Origin of the sequence: Moraxella osloensis (assembly GCF_001553955.1) — a bacterium.
In the GTDB taxonomy this organism is placed as follows: domain Bacteria; phylum Pseudomonadota; class Gammaproteobacteria; order Pseudomonadales; family Moraxellaceae; genus Faucicola; species Faucicola osloensis.
In genome coordinates this window covers 548,738-564,637 of the sequence record NZ_CP014234.1, presented here as the reverse complement: position 1 = coordinate 564,637, position 15,900 = coordinate 548,738, and the positions used below count along the sequence as shown (strand labels likewise).

The 15,900-nt window shown below is 44.9% G+C and carries 12 protein-coding genes; 4 read left to right on the top strand and 8 right to left on the bottom strand.

All coding sequences use genetic code 11. The annotated features are described in order from the left end of the window. Positions 1-170 precede the first annotated feature (170 nt). Positions 171-1,748, top strand: a complete 1,578-nt coding sequence (locus AXE82_RS02440; protein WP_062331021.1) for a DUF262 domain-containing protein — start codon at positions 171-173, stop codon at positions 1,746-1,748. A gap of 46 nt (positions 1,749-1,794) precedes the next feature. On the opposite strand, the gene AXE82_RS02435 is transcribed toward AXE82_RS02440, so the two are convergent. From AXE82_RS02435 to prpB, 5 genes are all read right to left on the bottom strand, one after another. Beyond that, positions 1,795-2,295 carry an IS630 family transposase gene (locus tag AXE82_RS02435; RefSeq protein ID WP_237049453.1) on the bottom strand — a complete coding sequence of 167 codons (501 nt, stop codon included), beginning with the start codon at positions 2,293-2,295 and terminating at the stop codon, positions 1,795-1,797. A gap of 50 nt (positions 2,296-2,345) precedes the next feature. Continuing rightward, positions 2,346-2,837: a helix-turn-helix domain-containing protein gene (locus AXE82_RS02430; RefSeq protein WP_062331014.1), complete on the bottom strand. Its 492-nt coding sequence runs from the start codon at positions 2,835-2,837 to the stop codon at positions 2,346-2,348. 71 nt (positions 2,838-2,908) lie between these two features. Further along, on the bottom strand, positions 2,909-5,515 hold the full coding sequence (acnD, locus tag AXE82_RS02425; RefSeq protein WP_062331009.1) for a Fe/S-dependent 2-methylisocitrate dehydratase AcnD: 2,607 nt from the start codon (positions 5,513-5,515) through the stop codon (positions 2,909-2,911). Between the two features lie 98 nt (positions 5,516-5,613). Beyond that, positions 5,614-6,786 carry a bifunctional 2-methylcitrate synthase/citrate synthase gene (gene prpC, locus AXE82_RS02420; RefSeq protein ID WP_062331006.1) on the bottom strand — a complete coding sequence of 391 codons (1,173 nt, stop codon included), beginning with the start codon at positions 6,784-6,786 and terminating at the stop codon, positions 5,614-5,616. A 76-nt stretch (positions 6,787-6,862) separates the two neighbouring features. Beyond that, positions 6,863-7,756, bottom strand: a complete 894-nt coding sequence (gene prpB, locus AXE82_RS02415) for a methylisocitrate lyase (protein WP_036598327.1) — start codon at positions 7,754-7,756, stop codon at positions 6,863-6,865. A gap of 361 nt (positions 7,757-8,117) precedes the next feature. On the opposite strand from prpB, the gene AXE82_RS02410 reads away from it, so the two are divergent. After that, entirely contained in the window at positions 8,118-8,477 is a 360-nt protein-coding gene (locus tag AXE82_RS02410) for a hypothetical protein (protein WP_062331003.1), read from the top strand. A gap of 108 nt (positions 8,478-8,585) precedes the next feature. Here the strand turns inward: AXE82_RS02410 and AXE82_RS02405 are convergent, their stop codons facing one another. Next, positions 8,586-8,897, bottom strand: coding sequence for a DUF3144 domain-containing protein (locus AXE82_RS02405; protein ID WP_062331000.1), 312 nt, complete (start codon positions 8,895-8,897; stop codon positions 8,586-8,588). A 104-nt stretch (positions 8,898-9,001) separates the two neighbouring features. After that, positions 9,002-10,168 (bottom strand): methionine adenosyltransferase, encoded by a 1,167-nt coding sequence (gene metK / locus AXE82_RS02400; RefSeq protein ID WP_007115720.1) that lies wholly within the window; start codon positions 10,166-10,168, stop codon positions 9,002-9,004. 436 nt (positions 10,169-10,604) lie between these two features. Here metK and uvrB point away from each other — a divergent pair, with 436 nt between their 5' ends. Continuing rightward, positions 10,605-12,722: an excinuclease ABC subunit UvrB gene (gene uvrB / locus AXE82_RS02395; RefSeq protein ID WP_062330997.1), complete on the top strand. Its 2,118-nt coding sequence runs from the start codon at positions 10,605-10,607 to the stop codon at positions 12,720-12,722. A gap of 93 nt (positions 12,723-12,815) precedes the next feature. Here the strand turns inward: uvrB and AXE82_RS02390 are convergent, their stop codons facing one another. After that, the gene (locus AXE82_RS02390; protein WP_237049451.1) at positions 12,816-12,989 is read right to left on the bottom strand and encodes an MgtC/SapB family protein; all 174 of its coding nucleotides are present in this window, start codon (positions 12,987-12,989) and stop codon (positions 12,816-12,818) included. Positions 12,990-13,163: 174 nt separating this feature from the next. Between AXE82_RS02390 and pepN the strand changes: the two genes are divergently transcribed. Next, complete coding sequence (gene pepN / locus AXE82_RS02385; RefSeq protein WP_062330992.1) at positions 13,164-15,878, top strand: aminopeptidase N; 2,715 nt, start codon at positions 13,164-13,166, stop codon at positions 15,876-15,878. The last annotated feature ends 22 nt before the right edge of the window (positions 15,879-15,900 follow it).

The window sequence follows — 15,900 nt, the reverse complement described above, 5'->3', positions numbered from 1 at the left end:
TACAAAAAATCGAAAGTGATGTTGGTTATCATCTAAGTAATTGAATAATTTTAAATTACAGTTTTAGTAGAGGACTCTTTGCTAGTTTATACTACTAGGTTTAATATTATAAGATGATTTTTTTTGGTAGTGAAACTAACGTAATTGCTTTGTAAGAATAAGGATAATTTATGACTGATTTTTCAATAAGAGATATTTTAACACAAATAGATAAAGGAAATTTAAGAATACCAGCTTTTCAAAGAGGTTTTGTGTGGGATGCTGAAGCAGTGGCATTTCTAATGGATAGTATTTACAAAGGATATCCATTTGGTAATATTCAATTGTGGCGCACAAAAGAGAAATTAATCTCTGAAAAAAAATTTGGACCTTTTCAATTATTTGAAAGAGATGAAGAATATCCAATTGATTACATTCTAGATGGTCAGCAAAGAATTACTTCAATATTTGGTGTTTTCCAAAATAACCTTATGCCTTCGGATGGCGAAGAAAATCCTTTTAAAATTTATTTCGACCTATCAGCGAATGAAGGTTCTCAAGATAGTCAGTTTGTATTTTTAGATAGTTCTGAAAGTGAACACGATAGGTATTTCCCGTTGAATTGTCTGTTTGATTCAATTGAATATAGATTAGAAACTGAAAAAATAAGAAATAAAACTTTAATCCAAAAAGTTGATAAGTTACAAGAAATTTTCAAAGAGGCGAAAATTCCCTATCAAACTTTAGCCACGGATGATAAATCAAAAGTTGCAATTGTTTTTGAAAGAATTAATAGACAAGGTGTTCCACTTGATACTTTACAATTGTTAACAGCCTGGACTTGGAGTGAAAATTTCGATTTACAAGACAAATTTGAAGAATTAAAAGAAACGCTTGAACCTTTTGGGTTCGGTAGTTTAGGTGAAAATGTAGACTTAATACTTAAAATTGGTTCTGCTGTCTTGACGGGGAAGCCAACTTCAGAAAGTCTAATTGAGATGAATGGGAATGAAGTTAGAGATAGATTTGATGAGATTATAAATGGTATTGAGGGAGCAATAGATTTTATAAAAAACGAATTAAAAGTAGCAAACATTAAGTACTTACCTTATGAGCATCAATTAATTCCTTTATCAGTTTTCTTTTCAAATAAAGGTAATAAACATTTTAATTATAATAGTACTCAAAGGGAAGTTTTACTCAATTGGTTTTGGAAAACAGCATTTAGTAATAGATACAGTGCGGGTACAAATGCTAAACTTTTTGAAGATATAACTGAAATTACTAAACTCAAAAACAATGAACCAAATAATTTATCAAATATCAACGTAACTTTAACGAAAGAATTTTTTAAAGAAAATAAATTCACCATGGGAACGGTAAACACAAAGACTTTAATATTGCTCTTAGCTGCAGTAAATCCTTTAAGTTTTATAACAGGCAGTACAATAACACTTGAGAAAGTGTTAAAAGATTATAATAGAAAAGAATTTCATCATATTTATCCAAAAAACTATCTAAAAAAATTGAATAAAAACGATAAAGAAATAAACTGCTTAGCAAATTTTTGTTTTCTTTCACGTAGTGATAATAAACAAATTAGCGATAAAAAGCCTTCTGAGTATAGAGCGCTAATGCCTAAGGATAGTGGTGAAATTTTTGAGTCAAGTTTTATTGAAGAAAGTTCTTTCTTATCTGATGATTTTGAAAATTTCATAGAAAAGCGTTCTGATTTAATCTTAAAATTTGCTATAAGTAAAATTGCATAAACTTAATCAATAGTTAAAAGCCGAGCAATTATACCAAACCCAATAATTAAAGCACTGCCCAATGACGAGCAGTGAGCGACTTAACCGTAGCCACCTGTTTAGCAAAATTACACCAAGCCTGACAGGCGGCATCTACAATAGCTTCATAACTATCAAAACAACGATTTGATAGCCAGTGTTGCTTAATATACTGCCAAACCTGTTCAATCGGGTTTAACTCGGGCGAATAAGGTGGCAGTTTCAAGATAGTCAGGTTTGGTAAATTATAGCGCTCTTTATGCCATACTGCCCCATCCATGACCACAACCGCATGGCGACCTTTGGGCACAGCTTGGCTAATTGCTTGTAAATGTCGCTTCATACACTCACCATTGGCATAAGGCATAACGAGCCCTATACATTGTCCTGTCGTAGGACACACTGCCCCATAAAGGTAAGTCGAGATAAACTGCTGTTGACGGACTACACGCGGTCTTTTACCACGGTAATGCCATATTCGGGTGATTGAACCTTGCTGACCAATGCGGGTTTCATCTTGAAACCAGATGTCAACATCGCTTAGTTTAGTATCTTCGGGCAGTATGGCAGTTACCTGCTCTATAAAGTTTTTTTAAAGGCTTCTTGGGCGTTAATGTCAGCCTGCGGGTGCTTACTTCTGGCGCTTATCCAACTCATACCAATTCGAGCCAGTAGTTCATAAATGCCATTGACGCTATAGCTTGCTTGGTAATGATCGTAAGCAAGCTTTTGGATGTCTTGTCCTGTCAGTCTGCCGCCGCCCCGTTTTGCTTGGCTGTCAACAATCAGTTGTTTAAAGCTTTCTATGTACTCGGGAGCCAATTTGCTGTTTCTGCCGCTTCTTGGTTTGTCATAGAGGCTATCAAGCCCTGATGCTTGGTAGCGTCTACGAGTACGTCGTGCGGTTTCAATGTTGATGTTGAGGTTTTCTGCAATCTCAAAGCTGTGTTTGCCAATGCGATATTGGTGAAGGATGTAAAGGCGTGTTCTGGCTCTGGCGTTACTTTCAGTTTTGGCCAGTTCGCCAAAGTCATAATCATCTAGGCTGTGTTTTGGGTTTGATTCTTTCATATAGCTATAATACTATATTTTATGGGGTTGGTATTATTATATTACTCGGCTTTTTTGATTTAAAAAAATAATTACGCCACTTCACCCTTCAGGAAGTCTTGAGCGAATTTTTGCAACACGCCACCCGCTTTATAAGTATCCACTTCCGCTTGGGTATCAAGACGGCAGGTCACAGGCACTTCAAGCGGCTGTGAGCCTTCTTTATTAATCACCAGCGTCAAATCACAACGTGGCGAGATGTCACCAATCACATCGTAAGTTTCAGTACCATCAAGACCTAGCGTGATACGCGTCGTCCCAGCTTTAAATTCAAGCGGCAGCACACCCATACCGATAAGATTGGTACGGTGAATCCGCTCAAAACCTTCCGCCACAATCGCTTCCACCCCAGCCAGACGCACGCCTTTGGCAGCCCAGTCACGGCTAGAGCCTTGACCATAATCCGCCCCGGCGATGATGATGAGTGGTTGCTTACGGTTCATGTAGGTCTCAATCGCTTCCCACATCCGCATCACTTGACCTTCAGGCTCAACGCGAGCCAGTGAGCCTTGTTTGGTACTGCCATCGTCATTTTTGACCATTTCATTAAACAGTTTTGGATTGGCAAAGGTCGCACGTTGCGCGGTTAAATGGTCGCCGCGGTGGGTGGCATAGCTGTTAAAGTCTTCTTCGGGTAAGCCCATTTTTGCCAAGTATTCGCCTGCTGCCGAGCTTGCCAAAATCGCATTGGACGGTGACAAGTGGTCGGTGGTGATATTGTCAGGCAAGATGGCGAGTGGACGCATACCTTTGAGGGTGCGTTCGCCCGCTAGCGCGCCTTCCCAGTAGGGTGGACGGCGGATATAGGTTGACTGTGGGCGCCAGTTATACAGTGGGCTGTCGGCTTTTTCGCTGCGGTCAAGGTTGAACATCGGGATATAGATTTGACGGAATTGCTCAGGTTTGACGTGTTTTGCCACAATCGCGTCAATCTCTTCATCCGATGGCCAAATATCAATCAGGCGAATCTCTTTACCATTGACCACGCCAAGCACGTCTTTTTCGATATCAAAACGAATCGTCCCTGCAATCGCATAAGCCACCACCAGCGGCGGGCTTGCTAAGAAGGCTTGTTTGGCATACGGGTGGATACGTCCATCAAAGTTACGGTTGCCTGATAGCACTGCAGTGGCATACAGGTCACGGTCGATGATTTCTTGCTGAATCGCTGGATCTAACGCACCCGACATGCCGTTACAAGTGGTACAGGCAAATGCCACGATACCAAAGCCGAGTTTTTCCAGTTCTGGCAATAGGTTAGCATCTTGCAAATACAGTTCAGCCACTTTTGAGCCAGGGGCAAAGGATGATTTGACCCAAGGTTTACGGGTCAAGCCAAGTTCGTTGGCTTTTTTGGCAAGTAATGCCGCTGCCACCACGTTACGAGGGTTTGAGGTGTTGGTACACGAGGTAATAGCGGCGATAATCACCGCACCATCAGGCATTAAACCATTCTCCGATTCAGGCACCGCTTCACCTTCGGCATGGGCAATGCCTTTGGCAGAGAGCTCAGAAGTCGATACGCGCGCATGAGGATTTGAAGGACCTGCCATGTTACGGGTGACGAGTGACAAATCAAACTCAAGCACACGCTCATAGTCGGCATTGACGAGGTCAGATGACCAAAGCCCTGCGGTTTTGGCATAATTTTCTACCAGTTCGACTTGTTTGTCTTCACGACCTGTGAGGCGTAGATAGTCGATGGTTTGCCCATCAATATAAAATAGCCCTGCGGTTGCGCCATATTCTGGGGTCATGTTGGCGATGGTGGCGCGGTCACCGATGGATAGGCTGTCTGCACCTTCACCGAAGAATTCCACATACGCACCAACCACGCGCTCTTTACGCAAAAACTCAGTCAATGCCAGTACGATATCAGTGGCGGTGATGCCTGCTTGGCGTTTGCCTTTGAGGTGTACGCCCACGATATCAGGCAGGCGCATCATCGATGGGTGACCAAGCATCACGGTTTCTGCTTCCAGTCCACCAACGCCCACCGAAATCACCCCCAGCGCATCCACGTGTGGGGTGTGGCTGTCTGTGCCCACGCAAGTATCTGGGAACGCGATACCATTTTGTACTTGGATAACAGGTGACATTTTTTCCAGGTTGATTTGGTGCATGATGCCGTTGCCTGCTGGAATTACATCCACGTTTTCAAAGGCAGTCTTTGTCCAGTTGATAAAGTGAAAACGGTCTTCGTTGCGGCGGTCTTCGATGGCGCGGTTTTTTTCAAATGCATCTGGGTCATAACCACCACATTCCACAGCAAGCGAGTGGTCAACAATCAGCTGGGTTTGTACCACAGGGTTGACCTTGCTTGGGTCGCCGCCTTGCTCAGCGATAGCATCACGCAAGCCTGCCAAGTCCACAAGGGCAGTTTGACCCAAGATGTCGTGACATACCACACGCGCAGGGTACCAAGGAAAGTCTAACGTACGCTCACGGTTGATGAGCTGTTTGAGCGCATTGGTCAGTTCAGTTGAATCAGTGACTTTACGCACCAGTTGCTCGGCTAAAATACGCGAGGTGTAGGGGAGTTTGTCATACGCGTCTGGGGTGATATCATTCACCGCTTGGCGAGTGTCAAAGTATTCCAAATCAGAATTGGGCAAGGGCTTGCGGTATTGGCTTGTCATTTGGTTTAACCTTAAAATTAATAATCTATTAGAAAAAAAGCCCTTCAAATCAATGGGTAGGATGACCTGAAAGGCTTTATATACGATTAAAATGCTAATTATTGACGCTCATCCAGCGGTACAAATTTTTGGTCATCAGGGCCTGTGTAGTTGGCAGAAGGACGGATGATTTTGCCATCGGCACGTTGTTCAAGCACGTGCGCTGACCAACCTGCGGTACGCGCAATCACAAATAATGGGGTAAACATGGCAGTGGGTACGCCCATTTTGTGGTAGCTGACCGCTGAGAACCAGTCGAGATTTGGGAACATTTTTTTGTTGTCCCACATCACGGTTTCTAGGCGTTCTGCCACGTCAAATAGGGTCATGTCGCCCGTTTCTTTGGATAAGTTGCGAGCCACTTCTTTGATGACCACGTTGCGTGGGTCGCTCACGGTATACACAGGGTGACCAAAGCCAATGATGACTTCTTTTTTCTCAAGGCGTTCAAGGATGTCTTTTTCTGCATCGTCGGCATTGCGGTAGCGTTTTTGGATGTCATATGCCACTTCATTGGCGCCGCCATGTTTTGGACCTTTTAACGCACCAATCGCGCCTGAGATGGCGGAGTACATATCCGAGCCAGTCCCCGTAATCACGCGGCTGGTGAAGGTTGATGCATTGAACTCATGCTCAGCGTATAAGATAAGTGAGATGTGCATGGCTTTGATATGCGATTCACTGGGGGCTTCACCTTGTAATAGCTCAAGGAAGTGACCACCAATGCTGTCTTGGTCGCTCTCAAGGCTGATGACTTTGCCATTGTGGCTATAGTGATACCAGTACAGTAGCATTGAACCTAATGAGGCGATAAGCTTGTCGGCGATATCACGGGCTTCTGAGGTAGGCTGGCTTTCACGCTCGGGCAAGGTGCAGCCCAGTGCCGATACGCCAGTACGCATCACATCCATCGGGTGGGCGTGGGCAGGCAAGGCTTCAAGCACCGCAAGTACATTGACGGGCAAGTTACGCAGGGTTTTGAGTTTTTTCTTGTACGCCGCTAGCTCATGACGGTTTGGCAAATGACCATGAATCAGTAGGTGCGCCACTTCTTCAAACTCGCTGTCTTTCGCCAAATCCAAAATATCATAGCCACGATAACTTAAGTCATTGCCTGTACGACCTACGGTACATAGGGCAGTGTTACCGGCGGGTACCCCTGATAGGGCAACGCTTTTTTTGGGTTTTGGCTTGTTGTCGCTCGCGTCTGTCACTGGGGTGTCTTTTGACATGGTAAAACTCCTTTTTCGCTTTATTAAATGTTTAGCCTTAAATGTTTGGCATTAAGTGTTGAGCATAGTTCGCCAATTATTTTTTTGATTTAAATAATGCGTCCAATTTTTGCTCGTATGAGTGGTAATTTAAGAAATCATACAATTCCATACGGGTTTGCATGGTGTCGACCACGGAGGTTTGTACGCCTTCATCTTTTAGCGCTTGGTAGACATTGAGGGCGGCTTTGTTCATCGCACGAAACGCAGATAATGGGTAAAGTACCATGTCAACACCCACGTCAAACAGCTCTTTGGTACTGTAAAGGTCAGTTTGCCCAAACTCAGTCATGTTGGCAAGGACGGGAATGTCTAACACGTCAGTAAATTTGCGGTACATGGCGATATCGGTCAATGCTTCAGCAAAAATCATGTCCGCGCCTGCTTCTTGAAACGCCACCGCTCGTTCAACCGCAGCATCCAAACCTTCCACTGACAGCGCATCAGTTCGTGCCATCACCACAAAATCTGGGTCAACTTTGGCATCTAGCGCAGCTTTTAGGCGGTCAACCATCTCGCTGGTTGAGACGATTTCTTTGTTGGGGCGATGACCACAGCGTTTTTGCGCCACTTGGTCTTCGATATGGACCGCGGCAACGCCTGCTTTTTCCATTTGTTTGATGGTTTGGGCGATGTTAAATGCGCCGCCCCAACCCGTGTCGATGTCAACCAATAATGGCGTATCAACCGCATTGGTGATACGGGTAGCATCGGTTAATACATCGTTAAGGCTCGTCATACCGAGGTCAGGCAAACCAAATGAGGCGTTAGCAACACCGCCACCTGAGAGATAAATCGCTTTATGACCGACTTGGCTTGCCATCATGGCAGTATAGGCATTGATAGTGCCAACGATTTGAAGGGGACGACCTTCGGCTTTTTCAGACTCAATGGCGTCACGGAATTTGCGACCTGCAGAGATAGGTGCCATGTTGCTTCCTTTTTACATGATTGAAGGGGAAAATAGCAAAGTTAGTGTTAATCAGCCCTGCTTTAGGTTTAGGGCAGGTTATTTGCTGCTTTGCCTTAGTATATCCACAAAAAAATCACCTGTCAGTACGCGATTTTTAAAAACTAAATTAAGTAAAAATAACATTATGCTAAAAATGAATAGTAAACTTCTATTTTTACATAATTAGTCACTGTAACTTTTAAAAGGTGAATATTTTGCTCAAAATGTCGATTGTTTGTTTACATTTATTTACAATAAACAGGCGCTCGTTGCTACATTCTTCTAAAATAAGTTTAACAAACTAGGCATGATATACGGATTAAAATTTGAGGGATTACTTATGGCACAATCAACGTTACCGAGTCATATCAAACAACTGGTCGATAAAAAAAACTACGTCATCGCCATCAAAACCCACGCACAAGAGCAGGGGATTAGCTTAGATGAGGCAAAACAACAAATTGATGCGTATGAAAATCAAGCGTTGGCGGCAAACAGTCAAACGCCGCCTACTGCCCATCCTGCGGCATCGGTAGAGACTAAAGAGCAAGGCTTTAGCACATTGACACAAGGATTAGATAATCATCTTAAACAGGAAAATATCACCCTACCGTTATTGCCAAGATGGGTGAAACGCGTGAGTGTGATTATCTTGGTCATCCTGATAATAGGTTGGTTGTTTTATCGATTGTTTAAATAATTAATTGTTCAAATAATTGCGGGTTTAGATGATAAGCGCGGCAATAAAAAAAGCGTATGACGATTCAATACGCTTTTTTAATGAAATGCTCATGTTGTTGGACTGCAATCAATTGCCAATTTGCATATATTTTTGGAAGTTTTCGGCATAGTCGTCAATATTGTCAGACAACATACGCTCAAAATTCTTGGTGAAATGTTCGATAATATCTTGCTTTTCTTTGGCATAATCAGCGCCTTTGACAAAGCCCGTTGCCGCTGTCCATGCGCTAAAACGCGCCACCGCATACAGCATGGAGGCATTGATTTTACCTGCGTGTATATCATCGGTGCGAAGGGCATTGGCAAGCTGGATAAACTCATCAGCGCGCTCATAAAACGCGTTCATTTCTTCGGTGATTTGGTTGGTGTTTTCGCTCATAATTTTTCTCTACAATTCTCTACCATCAATTAAACGTTAAATCAATTAAACGTTAAAAAGGTGCGTAAAACGCACCCTACAAATCTTGTACTTGGTCAATAAAATTATAAACCTGCGTCTGCTCTAAGTAGTGCCGCGCGGTCAGTACGCTCCCAAGTAAAAGCGGTTTCAGTGCCTTGGCGACCAAAGTGACCATAGCTCGCCGTTTGCTCATACATGGGCTGGAGTAGGTTAAGCATACGCGTGATACCATACGGACGTAAATCAAAATGCTGGCGGATAAAATCGACAATCTTGTCATCGCTGATTTTGCCCGTGCCAAACGTGTTGACAGAAATAGAGGTTGGCTCTGCCACCCCAATGGCATAACTTACTTGAATTTCACAGCGCTCCGCCAGTCCTGCCGCTACGATATTTTTGGCAACATAACGCCCTGCATAGGCTGCACTACGGTCAACTTTTGATGGATCTTTACCTGAGAACGCACCGCCGCCGTGACGCGCCATACCGCCATACGTGTCTACGATGATTTTACGACCCGTCAAACCCGCGTCGCCCACAGGACCACCAATCACAAATAATCCTGTTGGGTTGATATGATACTTCGTGTCCTTGTGCAGCATCGCGGCTGGAATGACAGGCTTGATGATTTCTTCCATGACTGCTTCATGCAAGTCTTTTTGCGAGATACTTGGATCGTGTTGGGTTGATAGTACTAGCGCATCAATAAACGCAGGTTTGTCGCCATCATAGCGTACCGTGACTTGCGCTTTGGCATCGGGACGCAGCCACGCTAATGTGCCGTCTTTACGCAATTGCGCTTGCTTTTCCATCAAACGATGGGAAAACTGAATGGGGGCAGGCATCAACACATCCGTCTCATGGGTGGCATAACCAAACATCAAACCTTGGTCACCGGCACCTTGCTCTTCAGGGCGCGAGCGGTCAACACCTTGGGCGATTTCGGGAGATTGTTTGCCAAGCATATTGATAACTGCGCAGGTTGCGCCATCAAAGCCCAATTCTGAGCTGTTGTAGCCAACGCGCAGGACGGTATCACGCACGATTTTTTCAAAATCAACATTGGCGGTGGTAGAGATTTCACCCGCCAGCACCACGCCGCCTGTTTTGGTCAAGGTTTCGCACGCCACACGCGCATGGATGTCTTGCTCAAGGATGGCGTCAAGGATAGCATCAGAGATTTGGTCAGCGAGTTTGTCTGGGTGACCTTCACTGACGGATTCAGAGGTAAATAGTTGATATTCACGCATTTAATTTTCTCATTACATTAAGGGTGATAGAAAATTAATCGCTTTGCAAACCTATCTCTATTTTACATTTTAAAACAAGAACAAAGCAAAAATAGAAAGTCACGGACTGCAATACAGCACGAGCAAGTTTGCAAAATGATTAACGAAAAAATGATTAATATGACTAATAGCAAAATGACTTATACAAGTCACTGTCGCTACAGTGGAAAAAGTCAGGGGATATTATAAGGGATTTTGCCAAATTAACCTAATGCTTTTAAATGCCTAACTGCAATAGGCTAATGGGGTAATTTTAACAAGTTTGATGATAGGTGGTTTGTTAATGGCTCTTTTGATAAACCCAGTCACTGATACAATATTTCGCGTTATTTTACTTTAACTTTTCACCCATCAACCCCATTATTTAGCCATCTTTGATTACGATAAAGACAATAAAATGCGACCACCTCAATCTTCCCGCTCCGAACGTGAACTTAGCCAACTTGCCCGCCAAATCCAAGATGATGCCCAAATCACCGGTGTCAATGCCAGTGGCACCCAAATCTCAAGTAAACCCTTTGAGATGGTGACCGAATTTGAACCCTCAGGCGACCAACCGCAAGCGATTGCCAAATTGGTTGATGGCATTGAGCACGGTATGCACGGTCAGCTGCTCTTAGGGGTGACAGGCTCAGGTAAAACCTACACTATGGCAAAAGTGATTTCCCAATGCCAGCGTCCCACCATTATCATGGCACACAACAAAACCCTTGCCGCCCAGCTATATGGCGAGTTTAAGGCGTTCTTTCCCCACAATGCTGTGGAGTATTTTGTCAGTTATTACGACTATTATCAGCCTGAAGCGTATGTACCTGCTAGCGATACCTTTATCGAAAAAGACAGCGCCATTAACGACCATATCGACCAAATGCGACTGTCCGCCACCCGTGCGCTACTCGAACGTCGTGACGCCATCATCATTGCATCGGTGTCTTGTATCTATGGTCTGGGTGACCCAGAAAGCTACCTAAAAATGCTCCTTCACATTGTAGTGGGTGACAAAATCGACCGCACTGCCATGCTCAAACGCTTGGTGGAGCTGCAATATACGCGTAACGAGCTTGACTTTGGGCGAGGTACTTACCGCTTGCGTGGCGAAGTGCTTGATATATACCCGGCTGAGTCTGAACAGCTTGCGGTGCGTATCAGTATGTTTGATGATGAAGTGGAAAAAATCACTTGGTTTGACCCGTTGACAGGCAAGAACGTGCGCAGTGTGCCACGCATTACCATCTATCCAAAATCTCACTACGTCACCCCACGAGACAAGTTAGAAAGAGCCAGTGGCACTATCAAAGCCGAGCTTGAACAACGTCTTGAGTATTTTCGAGCGCATGACAAATTGATTGAAGCCCAGCGTATCAAAGAACGCACCACTTATGATTTGGAAATGATTCAACAGCTTGGCTACTGTAACGGCATTGAGAACTATTCGCGCCATTTATCGGGACGCCCTGCGGGTGAAGCGCCGCCGACGTTATTTGACTATATTCCGCCCGACGCCTTGCTATTTATTGATGAAAGCCATGTAACCGTGCCACAAGTCGGGGCGATGTACAAAGGCGATAGAAGTCGTAAAGAAACCTTGGTCAATTACGGCTTTCGCCTGCCATCCGCGATGGATAACCGCCCGCTGATGTTTGAAGAATGGGAGCGTATTACCCCTGCGACCATTTTTGTGTCGGCGACCCCTGCCCAATACGAGCTTGAGCATAGCGAGCAGGTCGTTGAGCAAGTGGTACGTCCGACAGGTCTGGTCGATCCGATACTAGAGATTCGTCCTGTTTTGACTCAGGTTGATGATGTGCTATCAGAAATCAATATTCGTAAAGCCAAAGATGAGCGAGTGCTGATTACCACGCTCACCAAACGCATGGCAGAAGATTTGACCAGTTATCTAAAGGAGTACAACATCAAAGTCGCTTATTTGCACTCGGATATTGACACGGTGGAGCGGATGAAAATCATCCACGAACTGCGTACAGGCGTGCATGATGTACTGGTCGGTATCAACCTGTTGCGTGAAGGTTTGGATATGCCTGAGGTGAGCTTAGTGGCGATTTTTGATGCGGATAAAGAAGGCTTTTTACGTTCGGAGCGTTCGCTCATTCAGACCATCGGTCGTGCCGCGCGCCATGTCAATGGTAAGGCGATTTTGTACGCTGACAGTATTACCCCAAGCATGCAAAAGGCGATGGAAGAAACTGAGCGTCGCCGTGCTAAACAGATGGCGTATAACGAGGAACATGGCATCACGCCGACATCCGCTCGTCGTCAGATTACTGATAAAATCGACACGGGCGAGGCAGAAACCCCGAATGATAACCAAGCGATTGCAGTCACCCATGCGTTCCCCGATGCGGATATTTCGATTTTGCGTTCGCCTGATTTGCTGGCCAAAGAGATTGCACGGTTAGAAAAAGAGATGAAAGCCTTGTCGCGTGATTTAAAGTTTGAGGAAGCGGCGAAGGTGCGCGATAAAGTGGTAAGTTTACGGGAGTTTGTATTGCAATGATGATGGATGATGGGTGTCAAATTAGCGGTTTTACCCCAAGAAAATTAACAGCTTTTCTTGGGGCAAGTTTAAGCTGTCATCCAACCTTTTACATTAAACATCATCATTATCCTTGCTAAGTTTTTGTTTTAACGGACTAACAAAATAAAAAATCCCTACCATAAACACACTAATCAATACCGCAATCTCTAGCCGCCCCATCGCCACTGCCACGCCCACACAGCCCGCTGACCAAATCGCCGCCGCTGTCGATGTCCCTTCAATCATGTCACCAACCAACGAGTTAAAAAAAGTTGAAATTTTATCCGATAAAAAAAATAGCATGAAAATGTAATAACAAAGTCATTATGGTTGGTGACCAAAAAACGTCATTAATTATGGCATAATAGCTACATTGAATGAGAATAATTTTTAATAACCCATTGCGAGCTAAACAAATATATGACCAACGTCACCGAAACCAACCAAACCGAAAACCCACAGTTATTAAACACCGAAATGCCTGATGTACCCATCAATATACCCACACCAGACCCCAGTTTAAATAGTCACCAATTAAATAGTAACCAATTAAATACTAACCAGCCGCAAAAAATCTACCTAAAAGACTACACGCCGCCGGTCTTTAGTGTCAATCACATTGACTTAAAAATTGAGTTGTTTGACGGCGCTGATAAAAAGCAGGCAACCGTCACCGCCAATCTTGATATGGCAAGAAACACCACAGGCGATTTGGTCCTCTTTGGACGAGAATTACAACTTGAATCAATTACCTTAAACGGCAAAACTTTAAGCGAAAGCGACTACCAACTAGACCAAGAAAGCCTAACGATTGTTAACGCGCCAGACACTTGTCAGATTACCACTGTGGTCACCATCGTGCCGCAAACCAATACCAGTCTTGAAGGCTTATACCAAGCAGGGGAAGGGGCGGACAAAATGTTCTGTACCCAGTGTGAGCCAGAAGGGTTTCGTAAAATTACCTTTTATCCAGACCGTCCTGATGTGCTTGCCACCTTCACCACACGCATTGAAGCCGATAAAACTTACCCAACGCTGCTTGCCAATGGTAATTTAATCGACCAAGGGGAGCTTGCGGGCGACCGTCATTTTGCGGTGTGGCAAGACCCGACCAAAAAACCGAGTTATCTATTCGCTTGCGTGATGGCAGATTTGGACGTATTGACCGACCATTACACCACTAGCGAAGGGCGTGAGGTGCTGCTTGAATTATACGCCAAGCATGAAAACATCGAGCAGTGCCATGTGGGCATGCAAGCGTTAAAAGACTCCATGAAATGGGACGAAGACAACTACGGACGGGCGTATGACCTTGACCGCTATATGATTGTGGCGGTTAGCCAGTTTAATATGGGCGCGATGGAAAACAAAGGATTAAATATCTTTAACACCGCTTGCGTACTATCTAGCCCAGAGACCACCACCGATCGCCGTAACTTTAATGTCAAAGCAGTGATTGCCCATGAATACTTCCATAACTGGACGGGCAACCGTATCACCTGCCGTGACTGGTTTCAGCTGTGCCTAAAAGAAGGCTTTACCGTATTTCGTGACCAGTCTTTTTCCGAAAGTCTGCATTCCCCTGCGGTACAGCGGATTGATGATGTGGCAACATTGCGAGCGGCGCAGTTTCCTGAAGATGCCAGCCCATTGGCGCACCCGCCACGCCCTGACCATTTTGTCGAGATTAATAATTTCTACACCGCCACAGTGTACGAGAAAGGCGCAGAAATTGTGCGCATGATTGCCAATACGCTTGGTAAAGAAAAATTCCGCCAAGGCACGGACGAATATTTTCGCCGTTATGACGGGCAAGCGGTAACGGTAGAAGACTTGTTATCTGCACTGAGCGTTGCAGACCCAAGTATTGAAACATTTATTGATTGGTACACCCAGCCAGGTACGCCTGTGTTGTCGGGGCATTCTGAAAAAACAGCTGACAAGCTTATCTTGACGCTAAGCCAACACACGCGCCAAGTGGCTGGCTATCCTGCACCAAAAGCTTTGCCAATTCCTATCAAACTGGCGATTTTTAACCGCGCCACTGGGCAACTGGTACACGAAGATTTGGTGTTGCTGCGCGATGACCGTCAGACGTTTAACTTTGATGGTTTGTTTACCACAGCGGATTTTGACCCTGTGGTGTCATTGCTTCGTGATTTTTCCGCGCCTGTTCAGCTCAATTTTGAGTATAGCAATGATGATTTGGCATTTTTGATGCAATATGAGACCAATGGCTTTAACCGTTGGCAAGCGGCGCAGTTGTTGGTCAATCGTATTTTATTGCAAAATGCCGATACCGATGCCTATATCACGGCATTAAAAGCCAGTCTGCCAGCGCTATCAGAAACCGATCCCATGCTAGCGGCGCGGTTACTAGATATGCCAAGCGAGCGCGAGCTGGGCAGTGCGATTCAGACCGACTATGACCCTAGCCAAGTTCGTGCCCGTCATCAAGCGGTCAAAAAAGCCGTGGCGGTAGCGCTTAAAGACATTTGGCAAAGTGCGTATCCCAAACTGCCGATTAGCGCGTATGAAGATACAGCCGAAGCCATGGGCGTGCGGGCGTGGCGAAATGTGGTGCTGGATATGGCGTTATTGGCAGGCGTGAGTGATGCCAAACATTGGGCGATTACCCAGTACCAACAAGCGTCTTGTATGACTGAGCGTTTAGGCGCGTTAAATGCCGCAGTGGCGCATGGTTTGCCGCAAAAAGCCGAATGGCTGGCCGATTTTTACCAACGCTTTCACCATGATGCATTGGTGATGGATTTATGGTTTGGTGTCCAAGCCAATGACAGTCAGGCGAGTGTTGCTGATATTTTTGCGTTAACCTCACATCAAGACTTTGACATCAATACCCCAAACCGGGTGCGGGCGGTGCTCGGCGGATTGCTCGCACAGCCCACCAAAATTTGGACACAGCAAGGCGTTGAGCAGTATTTGAGCATGATGCAAGATTTGGATAAACGTAACCCACTGTTGGCGTCACGTTTGATTCAAGGTTTATCAAATTGGAATGCCTTGGTAGCAGACAAAAAGTCAATGGTTAACCAGGCTTTGATATTAAGCCAAGCTAATATGTCGTCCAAAAATGTGAAGGAAACCTTGCAAAGTATGCTCAACAATCTTTAAAATGCAAGCTTAAACGCTGGCA

Coding starts and splice junctions, on each gene's coding strand:
- AXE82_RS02440 (WP_062331021.1), top strand. CDS start 171: ATGACTGATTTTTCAATAAGAGATATTTTAACACAAATAGATAAAGGA.
- AXE82_RS02430 (WP_062331014.1), bottom strand. CDS start 2,837: ATGAAAGAATCAAACCCAAAACACAGCCTAGATGATTATGACTTTGGC.
- acnD (WP_062331009.1), bottom strand. CDS start 5,515: ATGACAAGCCAATACCGCAAGCCCTTGCCCAATTCTGATTTGGAATAC.
- prpC (WP_062331006.1), bottom strand. CDS start 6,786: ATGTCAAAAGACACCCCAGTGACAGACGCGAGCGACAACAAGCCAAAA.
- prpB (WP_036598327.1), bottom strand. CDS start 7,756: ATGGCACCTATCTCTGCAGGTCGCAAATTCCGTGACGCCATTGAGTCT.
- AXE82_RS02410 (WP_062331003.1), top strand. CDS start 8,118: ATGGCACAATCAACGTTACCGAGTCATATCAAACAACTGGTCGATAAA.
- AXE82_RS02405 (WP_062331000.1), bottom strand. CDS start 8,897: ATGAGCGAAAACACCAACCAAATCACCGAAGAAATGAACGCGTTTTAT.
- metK (WP_007115720.1), bottom strand. CDS start 10,168: ATGCGTGAATATCAACTATTTACCTCTGAATCCGTCAGTGAAGGTCAC.
- uvrB (WP_062330997.1), top strand. CDS start 10,605: ATGCGACCACCTCAATCTTCCCGCTCCGAACGTGAACTTAGCCAACTT.
- AXE82_RS02390 (WP_237049451.1), bottom strand. CDS start 12,989: ATGATTGAAGGGACATCGACAGCGGCGGCGATTTGGTCAGCGGGCTGT.
- pepN (WP_062330992.1), top strand. CDS start 13,164: ATGACCAACGTCACCGAAACCAACCAAACCGAAAACCCACAGTTATTA.